The organism is Burkholderia sp. 9120, assembly GCF_000745015.1.
Lineage (GTDB): Bacteria > Pseudomonadota > Gammaproteobacteria > Burkholderiales > Burkholderiaceae > Paraburkholderia.
On sequence record NZ_JQNA01000002.1, the window covers coordinates 4220180 to 4242243 of the forward strand.

The following is a 22064-nucleotide window of genomic DNA, read 5'->3' on the forward strand; positions in this document are numbered from 1 at the left end:
GATCAACGTGCGCCGCTGGCGGCGAGTGCCGTCAGAATCCGATGCGCGACAGTGACGCGATCGTCGATCGGCACGTTCTTGTTCGCGAGCATCACGATGCCGAGCTGCTTGCCGGGGATAAACGCCACATACGCGCCGAAGCCGTTCGTCGAGCCGGTCTTGTTGATCCAGACATCCTGCTGCGGCGCTAACGGCGGCTTGATTGCGGTGACGGGGGTCGCTTTCATCGTCATCGCCGTCGAGTTGCCTTCGAGCAGGGTCTTCAACGCCACCGGAGTCGCGTACTGCTCCCAGATCAGGTCCTGCGTCATCACGCCCGCCGTGAAGTAACCCGTATGCGTCGCCGTGATCGCGCGTTGCCAGGCGCCGTCGATCTGCACCAGATTCATGTTCGCTTGCAGGAAGCGCGTCATGTCGGTTGCCGTCGTCTTGACGCCGTACGCCTCGGCGGATAACACGCCGGGCGCGACGCGGATCGGCGCGCCGTCTTTCTTGTAGCCTTGCGCGTAGTCCGGCATGCGGGCGGCCGGCACGTCGATATAGCTGTTCTTCAGGCCGAGCGCGGGGAACAGGCGCTGTTGCATTAGCGGCGTGAACGCTTCGCCCATGCTTTTGGCCGTGATCAGACCGAGCGTGCCGATGCCGGGATTCGAATACGTCCGGCAAGTGCCTGGCGCGCAACCCGGTTTCCATGCTTTGAGGTAGCCCAGAAACTGCTCGTCGTTCTGGATCTCGTCGGGCACCTGCAGCGGCAGCACGCCGGGCGTATGCGTGCCCAGATTGACGAGACGCACGTTGCCGAACGGACTGCCTTGCAGCGACGGCAAGTAGTGGCTCGTCTTGTCCGACAGCGATAGCTTGCCGCTGACCTGCGCGTACGACGCCAGCGTCGCCGTGAAGGTCTTGCTGACGGAGCCGATTTCGAACAGGGTGTCTTGCGTGACTGGCTTGCCGGTTTCCGTCGACGCCACGCCGTAATTGAACACGTAGGGCTGACCCGCCACGATCACGCCGACCGCCATGCCGTGTACGCCGTCTTTGGCCATGAGCGGTTGAATGGCGGCGTCGACCGTGTGTTGAATGTTGGCTTGCGAGGCATTGTTGTTGTTGTTGTCGGCCGCGTGCGTGGCGGCGGTGGCGCACAGGGCGACGAATGCGATCGTCGCGATTGGGGTGAGGGGGCGGAGTTTCATTTGCGTTGTTTCCTTGAATATCGGCCAGGCCGCACTATCCGATATTTACGGTTGGCTGACAATCGACGATATGTTGCGTGAGGGTAAAGAAAATCTTGTGGGCGAGGAGCGCACGCCGATTACGGACTGGTCCACTCCGGTTTCGAATCACCCGTCTTTACCTCCCTATCTGAGCAGGTGTTTTCCCCGAGGGAATTACTAAGCTGCCTGTGTGCCATTTCTGGTTATTCAGCATGCCGGGCGGATAGAGCGACCCGTTAGTGAAAATGGCCAAAATTGATTCTCACTCAGGAGAAAACTTTGAAAGCCAACATGATAAAAGGCATTGCGGCCGGTCTTTTATGCGCCGTGATCGCAGCGTGTGGTGGAGGTGCTTCAGATCCGGTCGGTGTCAGTCAAAAGAAAATGTCCCATGCCGCCGTTGTGGCGAAGGGATTTATTTTCAGTCCCTACAAAGATCTCACGATCAATATGAACTGGAACACGAATGTGATTTCCACCAACGTGACGGGGTCGTTACAACCCATTCTGAGTGTGATGCCGGGCAAGCTCAATACGCTGACCTGGGCGTTCGCCACCGGCGAATGCGGGAGCGAAAACTGGGCGGGGCTGACGCCTTCGCAGGTGGCGGGGGCGAACGTTCAGGCGGCCGTCAATGCGGGCAAGAGCTATATCGTGTCCACCGGCGGCGCGGCAGGCTCGTTCACCTGCGGCTCGGACGCCGGCTTTAGCAAATTTATCCAGACCTATTACTCGGCCAATATGCTCGGTGTCGATTTCGATATTGAAGCGGGCCAAAGTCAGGACGACATTAACAACCTGATCCAGCGCGTGATCGTTGCGCAGAGAACTTATCCCAACTTGCGTTTCAGCTTTACGATCGCGACATTGGGCGGTAATTCGCCGCAAAGCCTGGGCGGCACGGGCGAGATGGTCATGAACGCCATTCAATCCGCCGGCTTGACGAATTACACGATCAACCTGATGACCATGGACTATGGCAGTTCCATTCCCGGCAATTGCGTGGTGGGCAGTAGCGGTTCGTGCGATATGGGGCAATCGGCGGTGCAGGCGGCGATCAATCTGCATGGCTATTACGGCGTGCCGTATAGCCAGATCGAACTCACGCCGATGATAGGCGGCAACGATACGCAAGACGAGGTCTTCACCACCGCCGACGTCGCGACCGTCTCCTCGTTCGCGACGCAGAACGGCCTGGCCGGCGTGCATTTCTGGTCGTTCGATCGCGACAACGACTGCGCGCCGGGCTACGCGTCGCCCACCTGCAATAGTTATGGCCAGGCGGGCACGCTGGGCTTTACCAATCAGTTCATCGCGCAGTTGGGCCTTTGATCGACGTGAGCGAAGCCACAACGGCGGCGTTCACACCGCCGCTGTGGCCTCACGTTTTCTCGACGGCGTGCCGTTCGCGACGAAGTAGGGCGTTTCGACGCGCGCCAACGCTGTCCGTCCGCGAATCCGGTCCGCGATTTTTTCCGCGAGCATGATGGTCGGCGCGTTCAGATTGCCAGTCGTGATGAGCGGCATGATCGACGCGTCGACCACGCGCAGCGCTTCCATGCCATGGACGCGCCCCTCATTGTCTACGACCGCCATGTCGTCATAGCCCATCTTGCACGAGCACGACGGATGGAACGCCGTCTCCGCACGCATGCGCACGAAGGCGTCGAGCTGTTCGTCGGTGCTCAGCTCGGCGCCGGGGTTCAACTCACGGCCGCGATAACGGTCGAGCGCCGGTTGCCGCATGATTTCGCGCGTAATGCGAATGCCGTCGCGGAATTCGCGCCAGTCGAGCGGATCGGCCATGTAGTTGAACAGGATGCTCGGATGCACGTTCGGATCGCGCGAAGCGAGCTTCACGCGGCCGCGGCTCGGCGAACGCATCGAGCCGACGTGGGCCTGAAAGCCGTGCATCCTGATCGCGTTCGAGCCGTTGTAATTGATCGCGACCGGCAGGAAGTGATACTGGATGTTCGGCCACAAATCGTCGTCGCGTGTGCGGATGAAGCCGCCCGCTTCGAACTGGTTGCTCGCGCCGATACCCGTGCCGTTCAGCATCCATTCGAGGCCGATGCCGGGCTGGTTCCACCATTGCAACGCGGGGTAAAGCGACACCGGTTCCTTGCACTCGTACTGGATATACATCTCCAGATGGTCCTGCAGGTTTTCGCCGACGCCGGGCAGATCGTGCACGAGCGGCACGTCGAGTTCGCGCAGCCACGTCGAGCGACCCACGCCGGAGCGCTGCAACAGTTGCGGGGAGGCAATCGCGCCGCTGCACACCAGCACTTCGCGGCGCGCCTGCGCGTTCACCGCCTTGCCGTGATGCAGATACGTAACGCCGACCGCCCGTTTGCCGGAGAACAGCACGCGATCGGTCACCGCATGCGTGACGATGGTCAGATTCGGCCGCGTTTTCGCGCGATCCAGATAGCCGCGCGCCGTGCTCGAACGCCGGCCATTCGCGGTGACGGTGCGGTCCATCGGGCCGAAGCCTTCCTGCTGGTAGCCGTTCAGGTCGTCGGTACGCGGAAAGCCGGCCTGTACACCGGCTTCGACCATCGCGGCGAACAGCGGATTGTTGCCGGGCTTGCTGGTCGTGACATGCACGGGGCCGTCGCCGCCGTGATACGGATTCGCGCCCACGTCGCGCGTTTCGGCCTTGCGGAAATACGGCAGGCAATCCAGATAGGTCCAGTTTTCCAGACCCGCGCGCGTGGCCCAGCCGTCGTAATCGAGCGCATTGCCGCGGATATAGCACATGCCGTTGATCAGCGACGAACCGCCGAGCCCTTTGCCGCGACCGCATTCCATGCGGCGGTTATTCATATGCGGCTCGGGGTCCGTTTCGTAGGCCCAGTTATAACGGCGGCCTTGCAGCGGATAAGCGAGCGCGGCCGGCATTTGCGTGCGGAAGTCGAAGCGGTAATCGGGACCGCCTGCTTCGAGTAGCAGCACGCTCACGTCCGCGTCTTCAGTGAGGCGCGACGCGAGCACGTTGCCCGCCGAACCTGCACCGACGACAATGTAGTCGTATTCGTTCGAAGCCATCGCGTTTCTCCTCGTCAGAATACCGGTTGATAGGGGCCGAGTTCGACCTGCACGGACTTGATGCGCGTGTAGTGTTCGAGCGTGGTGAGGCCGTTTTCGCGGCCGACGCCCGACTGTTTATAGCCGCCCACCGGCATTTCGGCGGGCGACTCCCCCCACGTGTTGATCCAGCAGATACCGGCTTCGAGCCGATGAATCACGCGATGCGCGCGCGCCAGGTTTTCGGTCACGACGCCCGCGGCGAGTCCGTACGCGGTGTGGTTCGCGCGGCTGACGGCTTCGTCTTCGGCGTCGAAAACGAGCAGGCTCATCACGGGCCCGAAGATTTCCTCGCGCACGATACGCATCTCGTCACGACAGTCGGCGAACACCGTGGGCTCGACGTATTGACCGTTGGCGAAATGACCGTCGGTAAGACGCTTGCCGCCCGCGATCAGGCGCGCGCCTTCCTGCACGCCGCTTTCAATGTAGCCCAGCACCTTCTGCAATTGCGCGCCGCTGACCAGCGGGCCGAAGTTGGTGCGCGCGTCGTTCGGCGCGCCGACGCGAATGCGCTTCACCCGTTCCAGCACGAGCGCTTCGAAGCGTGCCATCACGCTGCGTTGCACGAACACGCGCGTGCCGTTGGTGCAGACCTGGCCCGAGCTGAAGAAGTTGGCGCTCATCGCGATGTCGGCGGCGCGTTCGAGGTTGGCGTCGTCGAACACGAGCAAGGGCGACTTGCCGCCGAGTTCCATCGTCACTTCTTTCAGCGACGAAGCGCCGGCGAGCGACATCACTTTCTTGCCGGTCTCCACACCGCCGGTAAACGAAATCTTCTCGATGTCCGGATGCGCGGCGAGCATCGCGCCTACGCGGCCATCGCCTTGCACGACGTTGAAGACGCCAGGCGGCAGGCCGGCTTCGGTGTAGATCTCGGCGAGCTTTAACGCCGACAGCGGCGTGATTTCGCTCGGCTTGAAAATCATCGCGTTGCCCGCCGCGAGTGCGGGCGCGGATTTCCAGCACGCAATCTGGATCGGGTAATTCCACGCGCCGATTCCCGCGCATACGCCCAACGGTTCGCGCCGCGTATAAACGAACGAGGTCGGCCGCAACGGAATCTGCTGCCCCTCGATGGCGGTGGCGAGCCCCGCGTAGTACTCGATCACGTCCGCGCCGGTGACGATGTCCACGGCCTGCGTCTCCGCAATCGGCTTGCCGGTGTCGCGTGTTTCGAGCGCGGCGAGTTCGTCGTTGCGCTCGCGGAGTAGCTCGACCGCGCGGCGCAGAATGCGCGAGCGCTGCATGGCCGTGAGCGAGGCCCATTCGCGCTGACCGTCGCGCGCGGATTGCACCGCACGGTCGACGTCCGCCGCCGACGCCTGTTGCACCGTGGCGAGCGTTTCGCCGGTGGCGGGGTCGAGCGTGTCGAAGGTTTCTCCGCCGGTCGCGTCGACATAGCCGCCGCCGATATAGAGACGTTGGGTTGCGAATACCGCCATGACTTGCTCCTTGCTGAAGAGTGGACTGGTCTAGGCGCGTGCCGCCAGCACCAGATCGATATATTCATTGGCCACGCGCAGTGCCGCTTTGGGGTCGAACGGTTCGCCCGACAATGCGCCGCGCAGCCACAAGCCGTCGATCAGCGCCGCGAGGCCGCTGGCCGCGCGGCGCGCCGCCGGACGCGGCAGCGCTTTCGAGAAATCCGCGCACAGATTCGAGTTCAGCCGCCGCGTGTTCACGTACTGCAAGCGCCGCAATTGCGGCTTGTGCATGCTCTCGGACCAGAACGCGAGCCAGGTTTTCATTACCGGACCACTGGTTTGCTCCGCGTCGAAATTCGCGGCGACCACCGCACGCAGTTTCGAGCGCGGGTCGGCCTTGGCGGCGCGACGGCGGCGCGACGTGGCCTGCCACAAATCGCGCAATACGTGCCGCATGGTGGCTTCGAGCAGCCCGTCCTTGTCGCCGAAATAGTGGCTGACGATGCCGGTGGAAATGCTCGCGCGCTGCGCCACGGAAGCGAGCGTGGCGCCCGCGAGACCGGTCTGGTCGATCGTGAGCAGGGTGGCGTCGATCAGTTGCGCGCGACGGATTTCGCGCATTCCGAGTTTGGGCATGGCGCTGGCAGTAACAGGGCAAAAGGCGGGCACGTATCGTTTCGCCCACCGGGTCGATGGGGCATGTTAGTTTTTTTATATTGAACGGTCAATCAATAAAAGACGGCCAGCATCAACGTGGACGCGGCTTGCGGCGGCCGTGTCGGTTCCGGTCAAACTCCTGTCGCGTTAGACCCCAGTGCTTTGTTCAGCGGGCGCTACGCTCGTTGAACGGCGTGCCGCGCGAGAGTCGGTCACGCCGCTCACAAGACATGGAGACAGACAATGAGCAGCAATCGCGGCGTCGTGTATCTCGGGCAGGGCAAGGTGGAAGTGCAGTCGATCGACTTTCCGAAGATGGTCGATCCACGCGGCCGGTCGATCGGCCACGGCGTGATCCTGAAGGTGGTGAGCACGAATATTTGCGGCTCCGATCAGCACATGGTGCGCGGCCGCACGACCGCCGAAGTCGGCCTCGTGCTCGGTCATGAAATCACCGGCGAGGTGGTCGAGGTGGGCCGCGACGTCGAGACGCTGAAGATCGGCGATCTGGTCTCGGTGCCGTTCAACGTGGCCTGCGGGCGCTGTCCCACCTGCAAGGCGCAGCACACCGGTGTGTGTCTGAACGTGAACCCGGCGCGTGCGGGCGGCGCGTATGGCTATGTGGACATGGGTGGCTGGATCGGCGGCCAGGCCGAATACGTGCTGGTGCCGTATGCAGACTTCAACCTGCTGAAATTCCCCGACTACGCGCAGGCCATGTCGAAAATCCGCGACCTCACATGTCTGTCCGACATTCTGCCGACCGGTTATCACGGCGCGGTGATGGCCGGCGTGAAGCCGGGCGCGACTGTTTATATCGCGGGCGCGGGGCCGGTGGGCATGGCGGCGGCGGCGTCTGCGCGACTGTTGGGCGCGGCCTGCACGATCGTCGGCGATATGAACGAAGCGCGGCTCGCGCATGCTCGCAAGATGGGTTTCCAGACGATCGATCTGTCGAAAGACGCCACGCTAACGGAGCAGATCGAGCAGATTCTCGGCAAGCCGGAAGTGGATTGCGCGGTGGACTGCGTGGGCTTCGAAGCGCACGGTCACGGCAGCAGCGGTTCGCACGAGGAAGCACCGGCTACCGTGCTCAATTCGCTGATGGAAATCACGCGGGCGGCCGGCGCGATCGGCATTCCCGGGCTCTACGTGACGGACGATCCGGGCGCGGCCGACGCCGCCGCACGCAAAGGCGCGCTGAGCATCCGCTTCGGGCTGGGTTGGGCGAAGTCGCACTCGTTCCATACCGGGCAAACGCCGGTGATGAAGTACAACCACAATCTGATGCAGGCGATTTTGTGGGACCGTCTGCCGATTGCGGATATCGTCAACGTGACGGTGGTGTCGCTGGATGATGCGCCGGAAGGGTATCGCCAGTTCGACGGCGGCGCGCCGCGGAAGTTTGTGATTGATCCGCATGGGTTGTTGAAGGCGGCTTGATGCGCGGTGGGGGGGCGTAGCGGGAACCTGAGAGTGCCGCACCCACAAAAACAAAACGCGTTGAACGGTGTTCCGTTCAACGCATTTTTTGTTGTCTTGGGCTTTTACGACCAAAGCCGTTCAAGCTGAATTCAAGCCGACCTCAAGCCGCCATCACCGGCATCGCCGCCAGCGAAGGCGCCTGCTTGCGCCGCTCGCGCGTGGGCGCCGTGCCGAACGCGTCGCGATAACTCTTCGAGAAGTGGCAAGCCGACTGGAACCCGCACGCCATCGTGATGTGCATGATCGACATATCGGTCTGCAGCAGCAATTCACGGGCGCGCCGCAAGCGCAGCGTCAGATAGTAATGCGTCGGCGTCATCCCCAGATGTTCGCGGAATAGCCGCTGCAATTGCCGTTGCGACATCCCCGCGAGCCGCGCGAGTTCTTCGCGCGAGAGCGGCTCTTCGATGTTGTTCTCCATCAGCGAGATCACTTCGAACAGCGACTTGTTGGCCGAACCGAGCCGCGCCACCAGCGGCATTTTCTGTTGCGCGCTGGTGTCGCGCACATGTTCGACGATGAACTGCTCCGCGATCTGCGTGACGCGCGCCGTGCCGACGCGCGGTGCGATCAGGTTCAGCATCATGTCGAGCGGCGCGACGCCGCCGGTGCAGGTCACGCGATCGCGGTCGATCACGAACAGCTCTTTCAGAAAGCGCGTGTCGGGAAACTCTTCCTTGAGCGCCGACATGTTCTCCCAATGAATCGCGCACGCGTAGCCGGCCAGCAGACCGGCGCGCGCCAGCGCATAAGTGCCCGTGCACAGGCTGCCGAGCACGCTGCCCATGCGCGCGAAACGGCGCAACGCGGACAGGTGATCGGGAGTCGTCGCGCGTTGCACGTCGATGCCGCCGACCACGAACACGATATCCGGCTGCCCGACGCATTCGACCGGACCGGTGTCGACCGACAGGCCATTACTCGCCGCGACCGGACCGCCGTCGGGACTCACGATCGACCAGCGGTAAAGCGTTTGCCCCGTCAGATAGTTCGCCATGCGCAGCACTTCGATGGCGTTGGTGAACGCGATCATTGTGAAGTTGGGGAGCGGCATGAATGCGAAATGCGACAACGACGCCGTGCGATCGGTGGACATGGGAGGAGTGATTCCTTCGAATCTGTAATGTCGCGTCGCCGTGGGGAACGGCGACTGCTGCAATTCTGAGGACTAGCGCAACTACCGTGCCATCAGGCTAAACCCTCGGTTGGCTGGCGAATGGCCTGGAACACTCAACGAACAGCACCAGAACGGAGCCCGACAAGACGGTTGGCGCACCCGAAGCGCGCACGACGTTCAGGTGCAGTGCAGCATGAGCGGGTCGCGGGCGTCGTTCAGCGGCGCGCTTGCCGCGAGCGACACGCTCAGCGACCTACGCCGACTTGTCGAAAAAGGACGTCTATGGCGGAAAAGGCAAAGAACGCGTCTGAATTCGTAAATTGACGCGCGGGGCAAGCGTCAAGAATAGACCCAATGCAGAGCGGCGACAGCGCGGCGCAAACACCGCACCGGGCGGCGCTCACGGCCCTTCCGTCAACGACTTAACGGACTTTCCATGTCGAACCCGAATCCCTTCTTCGAAGAACCGCTGGCCACCCGCGACGCGGCCGTGCGCGGCGCCATTCTGAAAGAACTCGAGCGCCAGCAGTCGCAGGTCGAACTGATCGCGTCGGAAAACATCGTGTCGCGCGCGGTGCTCGAAGCGCAGGGCTCGGTGCTGACCAACAAGTATGCGGAAGGGTATCCGGGCAAGCGTTACTACGGCGGTTGCGAATACGCGGACGTGATCGAAACGCTGGCGCTCGATCGTATCAAGCAACTGTTCAACGCGAAATTCGCCAACGTGCAGCCGCATTCCGGCGCGCAGGCGAATGGCGCGGTGATGCTCGCGCTGGTCAAGCCGGGCGACACGATCCTCGGCATGTCGCTCGACGCGGGCGGCCATCTGACGCACGGCGCCAGGCCGGCTCTGTCGGGGAAATGGTTCAACGCGGTGCAGTACGGCGTGAAGCGCGACACGATGTTGATCGACTACGAGCAGATCGAAGAGCTCGCGCAGCAGCACAAACCGGCGTTGCTGATCGGCGGCTTTTCCGCTTATCCGCGTGAACTGGACTTTGCCCGCTTGCGCAAGATCGCCGACGGCGTCGGCGCGAAACTGATGGTGGACATGGCGCACATTGCCGGCGTGATCGCGGCGGGCCGTCACCAGAATCCGGTGGAACACGCGCATGTGGTCACGTCCACCACGCACAAGACCTTGCGCGGTCCGCGCGGCGGTTTTGTTCTGACGAATGACGAAGACATCGCCAAGAAAATCAATTCGGCGGTGTTCCCCGGCTTGCAAGGCGGTCCGCTGATGCATGTGATCGCCGGCAAGGCGGTGGCATTCGGCGAAGCGCTGCAACCGGGTTTCAAGACCTATATCGACAACGTGCTCGCCAATGCAAAGGCGCTCGGCGAAGTGCTGAAGGAAGGCGGCGTCGATCTGGTGACCGGCGGCACGGACAACCATCTGCTGCTGGTCGATCTGCGTCCGAAGGGCCTGAAAGGCAATCAGGTCGAGCAGGCGCTGGAACGCGCGGGCATTACCTGCAACAAGAACGGCATCCCGTTCGACGCCGAGAAGCCCACGGTCACCTCCGGCGTTCGTCTCGGCACGCCGGCGGGCACCACGCGCGGCTTCGGCGTGAGCGAGTTCCGCGAAGTGGGGCGCCTGATCGTCGACGTGTTCGACGCGCTGCGCGATCACCCCGAAGGTCATGCCGTCACCGAACAACGCGTGCGCCGCGAGATTTTCGCGCTGTGCGAACGCTTTCCCATCTACTGAGCACGCCTGGAGCGAACCATGAGTACTCTGCACGACAACAGCATCATCATCGACGGTCTGAACATTTCGAAGTTCGAGCGCTCGGTGTTCGAAGACATGCGCAAGGGCGGCGTGACCGCGGTCAACTGCACGGTGTCGGTCTGGGAGAGCTTTCAGAAGACCGTCGACAACATTGCCGAAATGAAGCAGCAGATCCGCGAATACGGCGAGATGCTGACGCTGGTGCGCACCACCGCGGACATTCATCGCGCGAAGAAAGAGAACAAGACCGGCATCATTTTCGGTTTCCAGAACGCTCATGCGTTCGAGGACAACCTCGGCTATATCGAAGCCTTCAAGGACCTCGGCGTGAACGTGGTGCAGCTCTGCTACAACACCCAGAACCTGGTGGGCACCGGTTGCTACGAGCGCGACGGCGGCCTGTCCGGTTACGGTCGCGAAGTGATCCAGGAGATGAACCGCGTCGGCATCATGGTCGATCTCTCGCACGTGGGCGGCAAGACTTCTTCTGAAGCGATCGCCGCGTCGAACAAGCCGGTGTGCTACTCGCACTGCTGCCCGTCGGGACTGAAAGAACACCCGCGCAACAAGAGCGATGAACAGTTGAAAGAGATCGCCGACGCGGGCGGTTTTGTCGGCGTGACGATGTTCGCGCCGTTCCTCAAGCGCGGTCCGGACGCGACCGTCGACGACTATATCGAAGCGATCGAATACGTGGTGAATCTGATCGGCGAAGACCAGGTGGGGATTGGCACGGACTTCACGCAAGGCTATAGCACGGAGTTCTTCGACTGGATCACGCACGACAAGGGTCGTTATCGTCAACTGACGAACTTCGGCAAGGTCGTGAATCCGGAAGGCATTCGCACGATCGGCGAGTTTCCGAACCTGACGGCTGCGATGGAACGCGCCGGCTGGAGCGAAACGCGCATTAAAAAGATCATGGGCGAGAACTGGGTGCGTGTGTTCGGCGAAGTCTGGAGCGTTTGAATTCCACGCTGGCCTGCCACCCCCACACGTAAAAAAACGGAACCCTCACATGCAACCGCAACTGCCTATCAACGTCGATCCGGACACCGGCGTCTGGACCACCGACGCGCTGCCGATGCTGTACGTGCCGCGCCATTTCTTCACGAACAATCACACCGCCGTCGAAGAGGCGCTCGGGCTCGATGCGTACGCCGAGATTCTCTACAAGGCCGGCTACAAGTCCGCTTACTTCTGGTGCGACAAGGAAGCCGAAAAGCACGGTATCGAGGGTATGGCGGTGTTCGAGCATTACCTGAACCGACTGTCGCAACGCGGCTGGGGTCTCTTCAAGATCACCGAAGCCGATCCGTCCAGCTCGCACGCACGCATCGAATTGCATCACTCGTCGTTCGTGCTTGCGCAACCGGACAAGGTCGGCAAGCTTTGCTACATGTTCTCCGGCTGGTTCGCGGGCGCGATGGACTGGGTCAACGACACGGCGCCCGAGAGCGCGCGCAAGGGGCCGCCGTCCCATTCGCGCGAAGCGCAGTGCGCGGCCGAACACCACGACCATTGCGTATTCGAAGTGTCGCCGCTCGCGGCGTAGTGCCTGACTGACGCGTTTATCACGACGCCGACAAGCGCGCGGCAGAGCGCAACAAGCTATTTATTCCGAGGTCGATCGCGATGCGTTACCCGAACCTTTTCAAGCCTCTCACGCTGAACCAACTGACCTTGCGTAACCGCATCGTCAGCACGGCGCACGCGGAGGTGTATGCGGAACCCGGCGGCTTGCCCGGCGACCGTTATATCCGTTACTACGAAGAGAAGGCGAAGGGCGGTGTGGGCCTCGCCGTGTGCGGCGGCTCGAGTCCGGTATCGATCGACAGTCCGCAAGGCTGGTGGAAGTCGGTCAATCTGTCGACCGACAAGATTATCGATCCGCTCGCGCGGCTCGCCGAAGCCATGCACCGCCACGGCGCGAAAATCATGATTCAGGCCACGCATATGGGCCGCCGTTCGGCGTTTCATGGCGAGCACTGGCCGCATCTGATGTCGCCGTCCGGTGTGCGGGAACCCGTGCACCGCGGCAACGCGAAGATCATTGAAGTGGAAGAGATTCGCCGCATCATCCGCGACTTTGCCGCGGCAGCCAAACGCGTGAAAGATGCGGGCATGGACGGTGTCGAAATCTCGGCGGCGCACCAGCATCTGATCGATCAGTTCTGGAGCCCGCGCACCAATTTTCGGACCGACGAATGGGGTGGCTCGCTCGAAAACCGTCTGCGCTTCGGCACCGAAGTATTGAATGCTGTACGTGAAGCGGTGGGCGCGGATTTTTGCGTCGGCCTGCGCATGTGCGGCGACGAGTTTCATGAAGACGGGCTCGATCACGAACAACTCAAGGAAATCGCTCAGGCAATGAGCGAAACCGGCCTGATCGATTACCTCGGCGTGATCGGTTCGGGTGCGGATACGCACAACACGCTCGCCAACTGCATGCCGCCGATGGCGCTGCCGCCGGAACCGTTCGTGCATCTCGCCGCCGGGATCAAATCGGTCGTGAAGCTGCCGGTCATGCACGCGCAGAGTATTCGCGACGCGGGCCAGGCGGAACGGTTGCTGGCGAGCGGCATGGTGGATCTGGTCGGGATGACGCGCGCGCAGATTGCCGATCCGCACATGGTCATCAAGATCCGCGATGGCCGCGAGGACGAAATCAAGCAGTGCGTCGGCGCGAATTATTGCATCGACCGTCAGTACAACGGGCTCGACGTGCTGTGCGTGCAGAACGCCGCGACGTCGCGCGAAGAAACCATGCCGCACGTGATCGCGAAGACACGTGGGCCGAAGCGCAAGGTGGTGGTGGTCGGCGCGGGTCCGGCCGGACTGGAAGCGGCGCGCGTCGCGAAGTCGCGCGGCCATGACGTCGTGCTGTTCGAGAAGAACGACTACGTAGGCGGTCAGATCATGCTGGCCGCGAAAGCGCCGCAGCGTGAACAGATGGCGGGCATCGTGCGCTGGTTCGATATGGAAACGAAGCGCCTTGGCGTGGACCGCCGTCTCGGTGTCGCCGCCGACGACAAAACCATCATGGCCGAGAAGCCGGACATCGTGGTGCTGGCCACGGGCGGTTCGTCGTTCACGTCGCAGGTCGCGGCTTGGGGTGTCGACGAACGGCTCGCCGTCAGTTCGTGGGACGTGCTGTCCGGCAAGGTCGAACCCGGCAAGAACGTGCTCGTGTACGACGGCGTCAGCACGCACGCCGGCGCGGGCGTCGCGGATTTCATGTCGAGCCGCGGCTCGAATGTCGAGATCGTGACGCCGGACGTGAAGGTCGCCGACGACGTGGGCGGCACCACGTTCCCGATTTTCTATCGCCGGCTCTACGCGCAAGGCGTGATCCATACGCCGAATTACTGGCTCGACAAGGTCTACGAGGAAGACGGCAAGAAGATCGCCGTGATCCGCAACGAGTACACCGAGGAGCAGGAAGAGCGCGCGGTCGATCAGGTGGTGATCGAAAACGGCAGCACGCCGAACGACGAACTGTACTGGAAGCTCAAGCCGGAATCGGTGAATCTCGGTCAGGTCGACGTGCACACGTTGTTCGCGTCGGAGCCGCAACCGTCGCTCAGTGAAGAACTCGGTAATGGCCGCTTCCTGCTGTTCCGTGTCGGCGACTGCATTTCCATGCACAACATTCACGGCGCGATCTACGACGCGCTGCGCCTTTGCAAGGATTTCTGACGATGAGCCCCGTGTTTGTCATCACCGTCCTGCTGTGGTTGTCGGTGGCGGGTCTGGCGTTCGCGCTCGTCAAACGCGCCGCTTACTGGCGCGAAGGCCGCGCCACGGCGGCGGGCGCGTACGGCTGGACCCATCTGCTGACGATTCCGAAACGCTACTTCGTCGATCTGCATCACGTGGTGGCGCGCGATCCGTACATCGCTAAAACGCACGTGGCCACGGCGGGCGGTGCGATTCTCGCGATGGCGCTGGTGTTCGTCAATTACGGCCTGGCGATCTACTCGCCGTGGCTGGATAAGCTGATTTTTCTGGCCGCGCTCGTGATGCTGGTCGGCGCCGTGTTCGTGTGGCGTCGCCGGCATGGGGCGAAAGCGGTGCCGGCGCGGCTCTCGCGTGGGCCCTGGGATCATCTGCCGCTGTTGCTCGGCTCGTTCGCGCTGGGGCTCGTGCTGTTCATCGCGTTGCCGGCGGGTGCCATGTCGGGTGCGCTGGCTGTGGTCGTCGCGTTGCTGATCGCAGCGGGCGCCTTCACGATGACGTTCGGCGCGGCGCGCGGCGGTCCGATGAAGCATGCGATGGCGGGCTTGCTGCACCTGGCATTTCATCCGCGTCAGGAACGCTTTGCCGAGCGCAACGACAACGACGTCGTGCCGCCGACGGCCCTGAAGGTGCCGCTGCTCGACGCGAAGGAATACGGCGTCGGCAAACCGGTCGAGTTTCGCTGGAACCAGTTGCTCAGTTTCGACGCGTGCGTGCAGTGCGGCAAGTGCGAGGCGGCCTGTCCCGCGTTCGCCGCCGGTCAGCCGCTCAATCCGAAGAAGCTGATTCAGGATCTGGTCACCGGCATGGTGGGCGGCACGGACGCCGACTACGCGGGCAGCCCGACGCCCGGCATCCCGCTCGGAAAACACGCTGGCGCACCGGGAAAACCGCTGATTTCCACGCTGATCGAAGCGGACACGCTGTGGTCTTGCACCACGTGCCGTGCCTGCGTGCAGGAATGCCCGATGTTGATCGAGCATGTCGATGCGATTGTGGACATGCGCCGCAATCAGACGCTGGTGGAAGGCAGCGTGCCGGGCAAAGGCCCGATCACGCTCGCGAATCTGCGCGAAACCGGCAGTTCGAACGGTTACGACATCGGCGCGCGTTACGACTGGGCGGTCGATCTGCAAGTGCAGGTCGCGCAACCGGGGCGCCGGGTGGAGGTCTTGCTGATCGCAGGCGAAGGCGCGTTCGACATGCGCTATCAGCGCACGCTGCGCGCGCTGGTCAAGGTGCTGAACCGCGCGGGTATCGACTATGCGGTGCTGGGCGGCGTCGAAACCGATACCGGCGACACGGCCCGTCGTCTCGGCGACGAAGCCACCTTCCAGCAACTCGCCCGCAAACTGATCGGTACGCTTTCGCAGTATTCGTTCGGCAAGATCGTCACGGCCGACCCGCACGTGCTGCATAGCCTGCGCAACGAGTATCGCGCGCTGGGCGGTTTCTACGAGGTGCAGCATCACACCGCGCTGATCGACGAACTGGTCACGAGCGGCAAGCTGTCGCCGCGAGCGGTCGCCGCGCTGGCGGAACGCAAGATCACCTATCACGATCCGTGCTATCTGGGCCGCTATAACGGCGAGACGGAAGCGCCGCGCCGTCTGCTGAAGAGCATCGGCATCAAGGTGGTGGAAATGGAGCGCAACGGCATGCGCGGACGGTGCTGCGGCGGTGGCGGCGGTGCGCCGCTGACCGACATTCCCGGCAAGCGGCGCATTCCGGACATTCGTATCGACGACGCCCGCACGATCGGCGCGGAGATCGTCGCGGTGGGCTGCCCGAATTGCACGGCCATGCTCGAGGGCGTGGTCGGCCCGCGTCCGGAAGTACTGGACGTCGCCGAACTGGTTGCAGCAGCGCTGGAGTAACGCGATGAATACGCTCAAACGAATCGATCCGCGCCGGCCGTTCGCGATCACGGCGGAGGGACTTAAACGCATCACGCTGGGTATGACCGGCGTGGTGGGGTCATTGGAACTGATGGCGGCGTCCGGTGCGGCGCATCGCGAGCAGGTCAAAGCGCGTCGTACCACGGCCGCGCCGCAGCGCGTGCTGCTGGTGGCCGCCCATGCCGACCGTGGCGCACTGGACGATCATGCACGCCAGACGCTGGCCGGCGCCGCGTTGATCGCGGACACGCAGACCGAAGTCGTGCTGCTCGTGTTCGGTGAATTTACCGGCGACGCTGCCGCGCTCGGTGCCGACAAGCTGATCGAATTGCCGATGTTCGACCGCCGCCGCTTCGCACCGGTCGACGAACTGAACGCGCTGGCCGCGTGCGTGGTCGCGTATGCACCGGTGCATGTTTTCCTGCCCGATAACGCCACTGGCGACGGCGATCTCGGCCGTCGTTATGCCGCGGCTGCGAATGCGAGCGTCGCGACGCACGTGGTCGAGATCGACGCCGCGCATGTCGCGTCTTATGTCCACGCGAATACGGCGTTCGCCACGCGTTCGCTACCGGACGTGATATTGCTCGCGGCAAATGCCGTCGAACCGAAGTTGCCTTTTGTCGGTGCAGGCGAACGAGTCGTCTGGCGTTTCGACGGCGCGACGGCCGGCGCTGGCGGTAGTGCTAGTGCTAATGAAAGCACCGTGCGCGATCTCGGCATCGAGGAAATCGACGCCGCGCAACTGGCGCTGGAAGAAGCGGATTTCATCGTCTCGGCCGGTAACGGCGTGAGCGATGTGCCCGCGTTCGAGCGTCTTGCGGTCACGTTGGGCGCCGCGATCGGTGCAAGCCGCGTCGCCGTGGACGACGGCAAATTCACTCGCGACAAGCAGATCGGCGCGACCGGCAAGACGGTTGAAGCAAGCGTATATATCGCGTTCGGTATCTCCGGCGCGGTCCAGCATTTGCAAGGCATCAAGGATTGCCGTCATGTGATCGCGGTGAATCTCGATGCCAGCGCACCGATTGCCAAGCGCGCGAATCTGACCGTGATCGCGGATGCGCAGGAAACCATCGCGGCGCTCAACGAGGCGGCTGCCGCGGCGCGTAACGCGCGCGGCACGGGCGCTGCGCTGTTGAATTCATCCGCTGTTGCCGAAGGAGCGCTCGCATGAAGATCGCCGTGCTGGTTTCCGTGGGCCGTCATCCGGTCAGCGGCGTGGCGCGCTATAGCCGCAACGACGCTGCCGCGCTGACGCTGGCGCTCTCGCTGGTCAAAACCCACAAGGCGACACTCGACGTGTTGCACGCGGGCGGTGCATCGAATCCCGCGTTGCAGGAGTATCTGGCGCTCGGCGCTCGCTCGGTGGAAGTGCTTGAAACGCGCGCGTCCGACGGTGTGCAAGCCGACGCCGCGACTCAGCTCGCCGCGCGTCTGCGTGGTTACGACCTCGTGCTGACCGGCACGCGCGCCGAAGGCGCGTTTGACAGCGGCATGCTGCCGTATCGCGTCGCCGCAGCGCTCGACATGCCGCTAGTCGGCGCGGCGGTCGACGTCACGCTGCGCGACGGTTGCGCCGAAGTCCGCCAGTTCATGCCGAAGGGTCTACGCCGACGCGTCGAAGTGCGCTTGCCCGCGCTGATCGCCGTGCATCCGCTGGCCAATGCAACGCCGACCTACGCGTACGCCCGTTTGCGGGAAGGCACGATCCGCCCGGTCGCCGCGTCAACCGTAGTGAATGCAGACGCAACCCACGCCGACAACCTCGTCTGGACGACCCGTCCCGTGACCGCCAAACCGGTGCGCCTCGCCGCCGCCGAAAAGCGTTCCGGCCACGCCCGCATGCTCTCGGCGACGACCACCGAAAGCCGCGGCGGCAGCGTCGTAATTGAAGGGAGTTCCGTCGAAAAAGCACAAGTGATTCTGGCGTATTTGCGCGAGCATCAACTCGTGGATTACTGATTTCCGGTTCGGGCCAGCAGGCGACCAGGAGGGCCTGGCGCTGCGCCAGACGTGACATGCAACGGAGCACACAATGAAAGTTTCGGCAGACGTTCGCGCAATGATCGAACGCCGCAAAAAGAATCACACGCTGGAAGCGCCGTTCTATACGAGCGAGGCGATTTTCGCGCTCGATATGGAAGCGATTTTCCGGCAGCACTGGATTCAGGTGGCAGTGGAACCGGATGTGCCGGAACCGGGCGATTACATCACGGTGGAGATCGGCCAGGACTCGATCCTGATTGTGCGCGACGACGATATGCAGGTGCGGGCGTTTCACAACGTCTGCCGCCATCGTGGCGCGCGGCTGTGCAATAGCGACAAAGGCTCGCTCGGCAATATCGTCTGCCCGTATCACAGCTGGACGTATAACCTGAACGGCGATCTGATGTTTGCCGAGCACATGGGCGACCAGTTCGACCGCTGCAAACACAGCCTGAAATCGGTGCATGTCGAGAATCTCGCTGGGCTCATTTTCATTTGCCTGGCCGAGAATCCGCCCACCGATTTCTCGGTGATGCGTGCCGCGATGGAGCCATACATGCTGCCGCACGATCTGGCCGGCTGCAAGATCGCCGCGTCGATCGACATTATCGAAGATGGCAACTGGAAGCTCACGATGGAGAACAATCGCGAGTGCTATCACTGCGTCGCGAATCACCCCGAGCTGACCATTTCGCTTTACGAATACGGCTTCGGCTATCAACGCACGCCGGCCAACGAAGAGGGCATGGCCGCGTTCGAGGAAACCGTGGCGCGTCGCACCGCGCAGTGGGAAGCGATGAAGCTGCCCTCGGCGGAAATCGAACGGCTTGCCGATCTGGTGACGGGTTTCCGGACGCAGCGTTTGCCGCTCGATCGCGACGGCGAATCGCAGACGCTGGACGCGAAAGTGGCGTCGAAGAAATTGCTGGGCGGTTTCGAGCAGGCCGATCTCGGCGGTCTGTCGTTCTGGACCCAGCCGAATTCGTGGCATCACTTCATGAGCGACCATATCGTCAGCTTTTCGGTGATTCCGCTGTCAGCCGGTAAAACGCTGGTGCGCACCAAATGGCTGGTGCACAAAGACGCGCGCGAAGGGATCGATTACGACGTGAACAATCTGACCGCTGTGTGGCGCGCCACCAACGACCAGGACCGCGCGCTCGTCGAGTACTCGCAACGCGGCGCGACCAGCAGCGCGTATGAGCCGGGCCCGTATTCGCCGTTCACCGAAGGGCTCGTCGAGAAGTTCTGCGAGTGGTACATCGGCCGGATGGCGAATTACAGCGATGCACCCCAAACCCACGACGCCGACGGCACCATACCGGCTTCACACGGCGAAAAAGTCGTGTCTTTCATGCGCTGAGCGCGATACCGCAACCAGGAGCGGGAGTAAACAATGATGCGCGATCAGGCGACGTTTCAGGTCAGCCCCGAGTCAGCCCCAAGCCGCGCGGAGAACCGTGTCACGCAGCCGCGTTTCTGGGACGCGCTGCCGGCGCGCTGGGACAGCGATAGCGACGATACGCTCGTGTGCTGCCAGGTTCGTCAGGAAACGCACGACGTGAAGAGCTTTTTCTTTCGTGCGCCGTCCGAACGGGCTTTCGTGTTCGAACCCGGGCAGTTCATTACGCTGGAACTGGAGATAGACGGCGAGTCGGTGAATCGCTGCTACACGATCTCGTCGCCGCCCACGCGGCCGCACACGATTTCGATCACCGTGAAGCGCGTGCCGGGCGGCAAGGTGTCGAACTGGCTGCACGACAATCTGCAGGCGGGTTCGCCGGTTCGCGTGCTCGGGCCGTCGGGTGAGTTCACCTGCGCGCGGCATCCGGCGCGCAAGTTTCTGTTTCTGTCGGCGGGATCGGGCATTACGCCGCTCATGTCGATGAGCCGCGCACACCACGAACTTGGCGAAGATAGCGACATTGTGTTCGTGCACAGCGCCCGCACGCCGGACGACATCATCTTTGCGCGCGAGCTGGATCTGATCGCGTCGAATCAGGCGCACTTTCGCACGGCGTTTGTTTGCGAGCGGCTCGGCGCGCGCACGAATTGGCCTGGCGTGACGGGGTTTCTAAGCTTGCCGTTGCTCAAGCTGCTTGCGCCGGACTTCATGGAGCGCGAGATTTTCACGTGTGGTCCTGCGCCGTACATGCAGGCGGTGCGCAATCTGCTCGACGAGGGCGGCTTCGATCGCGGCCATTATCACGAGGAAAGTTTTTCGTTCGAGACCGTCAGCGAAGTGGCCGCGCAATTGACTACCGCGCATGTCGCGGATGCGTTGCAAGCCACAGGCGCTAACGCTAGCGCGGAGAGTTTTGTCGAGGCACGTGAGCAGGCGCTCGGTTTTGCGCCGGAGGTGGCGCCTGCCACGGTCGAAACGGAAACGCGTTTCAAGGTGAGTTTCGCCAAAAGCAATCGCGAGATCGAATGCGGCAGCGGCCAGCATGTGCTCGACGCGGCGAAGAAAGCGGGCGTGCGCTTACCGGCGTCGTGTACGCAAGGCATGTGCGGCACCTGCAAGGTCAAACTGGTGTCCGGTGAAGTATCGATGAAGCACGCGGGCGGGATTCGTCAGCGGGAAATCGATCAGGGCATGGTGCTGCTGTGTTGCAGCAAACCGCTGACCGATCTCGTCGTCGATAAGTAAGACAAGACGCGCGAGTGCGTGGGCAAGTCGAAGTCGCGTGTGGACAACTCAACGTCGTAAAACAACGCTACCCGGCAATTCTGGCTGGCGATTCTAAATGCTCATTGGGTGGATTGGAAACGGGAGAACGGCGATGAGACTGATCAAAAAGATACTGGTGTTGAGCGCGATGAGCGCGGCGCTGGCGGCCGGCAGCGTGAGCATGGTGTCGGCGGATACGAAGCCGACCATCAAGATCGGCTACGTGGAAGGCTGGGACGATAGCGTCGCGACGTCGAACGTGGCCGCGCAGGTGATCGAGAAGCGCCTGGGTTATCAGGTGACGCTCGTGCCGGTTGCGGCTGGTGTGATGTGGCAGGGCGTGGCGCGCGGCGATCTGGACGCGACCCTGTCGGCCTGGTTGCCGGTCACGCACGGCGCGTACTGGAACAACTTCAAGGACAAGGTGGTCGATCTCGGCCCGAACTTCAACGACGCGAAAATCGGTCTGATCGTGCCGGACAATGCCGACGTAAAAACCGTGGGCGATCTGGAAGCGAAGAAGGCGGAGTTCGGTTCACGCATTGTCGGTATCGACGCCGGTGCGGGCGTGATGCAGAAGACCAGCGAAGCGATCAAGGCCTATGGCCTCGATTATCAGTTGATGCCGAGCTCGGGCAGCGCGATGACGGCGGAACTGGCGCGCTCGGAAGCAGCGAGCAAGCCGATCATCGTGACGGGCTGGAAGCCGCACTGGATGTTCGCGAAGTACAAGCTTAAATTCCTCGACGATCCGAAGAAGGTGTTCGGCGACTCGGAGCATGTGGATAGCGTTATCAATCCTGAGCTGGAGAAGAAAGCGCCGACGGTGGTCGCGTTTCTGAAGAAGTTCCAGTGGAAGCCGGGCGAGATCGATAGTGTGATGCTGGCCACGCAGAACGGCGAGAAGCCGACTGCCGCGGCGGATGCGTGGATCAGCGCGCATGGCGATCGGGTGGATAGCTGGGTGAAGTAAGCTTGGGTTGTCTGGTTTTGTGTGAAGGAACCGCCGCTGTTTGAGCGTGACGGCTCGCAAAAAACGCCGCTTT

General features: G+C 62.6%; 17 protein-coding genes. 12 read left to right on the forward strand and 5 right to left on the reverse strand.

Annotated elements, in window-relative coordinates; translation table 11 throughout:
• Positions 1-2: 2 nt before the first annotated feature.
• Complete coding sequence (gene ampC, locus FA94_RS26980; protein ID WP_035557004.1) at positions 3-1193, reverse strand: class C beta-lactamase; 1191 nt, start codon at positions 1191-1193, stop codon at positions 3-5.
• Between the two features lie 300 nt (positions 1194-1493).
• Here ampC and FA94_RS26985 point away from each other — a divergent pair, with 300 nt between their 5' ends.
• On the forward strand, positions 1494-2546 hold the full coding sequence (locus FA94_RS26985; RefSeq protein ID WP_035557005.1) for a glycoside hydrolase family 18 protein: 1053 nt from the start codon (positions 1494-1496) through the stop codon (positions 2544-2546).
• 30 nt (positions 2547-2576) lie between these two features.
• Here the strand turns inward: FA94_RS26985 and betA are convergent, their stop codons facing one another.
• From betA to betI, 3 genes are read right to left on the reverse strand one after another with little or no spacing between them, the layout of a single operon-like run.
• The gene (gene betA, locus FA94_RS26990; protein ID WP_035557006.1) at positions 2577-4265 is read right to left on the reverse strand and encodes a choline dehydrogenase; all 1689 of its coding nucleotides are present in this window, start codon (positions 4263-4265) and stop codon (positions 2577-2579) included.
• A 14-nt stretch (positions 4266-4279) separates the two neighbouring features.
• Positions 4280-5749 carry a betaine-aldehyde dehydrogenase gene (gene betB / locus FA94_RS26995; RefSeq protein WP_035557007.1) on the reverse strand — a complete coding sequence of 490 codons (1470 nt, stop codon included), beginning with the start codon at positions 5747-5749 and terminating at the stop codon, positions 4280-4282.
• Positions 5750-5779: 30 nt separating this feature from the next.
• A complete protein-coding gene (betI, locus tag FA94_RS27000; protein ID WP_035557008.1) occupies positions 5780-6367 on the reverse strand; it encodes a transcriptional regulator BetI in 588 nt (195 codons plus the stop codon).
• Between the two features lie 264 nt (positions 6368-6631).
• On the opposite strand from betI, the gene fdhA reads away from it, so the two are divergent.
• Positions 6632-7831 (forward strand): formaldehyde dehydrogenase, glutathione-independent, encoded by a 1200-nt coding sequence (gene fdhA, locus FA94_RS27005; RefSeq protein ID WP_035557009.1) that lies wholly within the window; start codon positions 6632-6634, stop codon positions 7829-7831.
• 142 nt (positions 7832-7973) lie between these two features.
• Here fdhA and FA94_RS27010 read toward each other — a convergent pair whose 3' ends face one another.
• A complete protein-coding gene (locus FA94_RS27010; RefSeq protein WP_035557010.1) occupies positions 7974-8969 on the reverse strand; it encodes a GlxA family transcriptional regulator in 996 nt (331 codons plus the stop codon).
• Positions 8970-9426: 457 nt separating this feature from the next.
• Between FA94_RS27010 and FA94_RS27015 the strand changes: the two genes are divergently transcribed.
• From FA94_RS27015 to FA94_RS27060, 10 genes are all read left to right on the forward strand, one after another.
• A complete protein-coding gene (locus FA94_RS27015) occupies positions 9427-10701 on the forward strand; it encodes a serine hydroxymethyltransferase (protein ID WP_035557011.1) in 1275 nt (424 codons plus the stop codon).
• A gap of 18 nt (positions 10702-10719) precedes the next feature.
• Complete coding sequence (locus FA94_RS27020; RefSeq protein WP_035557012.1) at positions 10720-11691, forward strand: dipeptidase; 972 nt, start codon at positions 10720-10722, stop codon at positions 11689-11691.
• A 49-nt stretch (positions 11692-11740) separates the two neighbouring features.
• The gene (locus FA94_RS27025; protein ID WP_035557013.1) at positions 11741-12277 is read left to right on the forward strand and encodes a DUF5943 domain-containing protein; all 537 of its coding nucleotides are present in this window, start codon (positions 11741-11743) and stop codon (positions 12275-12277) included.
• An 80-nt stretch (positions 12278-12357) separates the two neighbouring features.
• Positions 12358-14421, forward strand: a complete 2064-nt coding sequence (locus tag FA94_RS27030; protein WP_035557014.1) for an NADH:flavin oxidoreductase — start codon at positions 12358-12360, stop codon at positions 14419-14421.
• A 2-nt stretch (positions 14422-14423) separates the two neighbouring features.
• Positions 14424-16337, forward strand: coding sequence for a (Fe-S)-binding protein (locus FA94_RS27035; protein WP_035557015.1), 1914 nt, complete (start codon positions 14424-14426; stop codon positions 16335-16337).
• A gap of 4 nt (positions 16338-16341) precedes the next feature.
• Positions 16342-17535, forward strand: coding sequence for an electron transfer flavoprotein subunit alpha/FixB family protein (locus tag FA94_RS27040; protein WP_035557016.1), 1194 nt, complete (start codon positions 16342-16344; stop codon positions 17533-17535).
• Complete coding sequence (locus FA94_RS27045; protein WP_035557017.1) at positions 17532-18323, forward strand: drug:proton antiporter; 792 nt, start codon at positions 17532-17534, stop codon at positions 18321-18323. The genes FA94_RS27040 and FA94_RS27045 overlap by 4 nt, the downstream gene beginning before the upstream one ends.
• A gap of 73 nt (positions 18324-18396) precedes the next feature.
• Complete coding sequence (locus FA94_RS27050; RefSeq protein ID WP_035557019.1) at positions 18397-19710, forward strand: aromatic ring-hydroxylating oxygenase subunit alpha; 1314 nt, start codon at positions 18397-18399, stop codon at positions 19708-19710.
• Between the two features lie 33 nt (positions 19711-19743).
• Positions 19744-20997 carry an FAD-binding oxidoreductase gene (locus tag FA94_RS27055; protein ID WP_035557021.1) on the forward strand — a complete coding sequence of 418 codons (1254 nt, stop codon included), beginning with the start codon at positions 19744-19746 and terminating at the stop codon, positions 20995-20997.
• A 133-nt stretch (positions 20998-21130) separates the two neighbouring features.
• Entirely contained in the window at positions 21131-21991 is an 861-nt protein-coding gene (locus FA94_RS27060; protein ID WP_035557023.1) for a glycine betaine ABC transporter substrate-binding protein, read from the forward strand.
• Positions 21992-22064 lie beyond the last annotated feature (73 nt).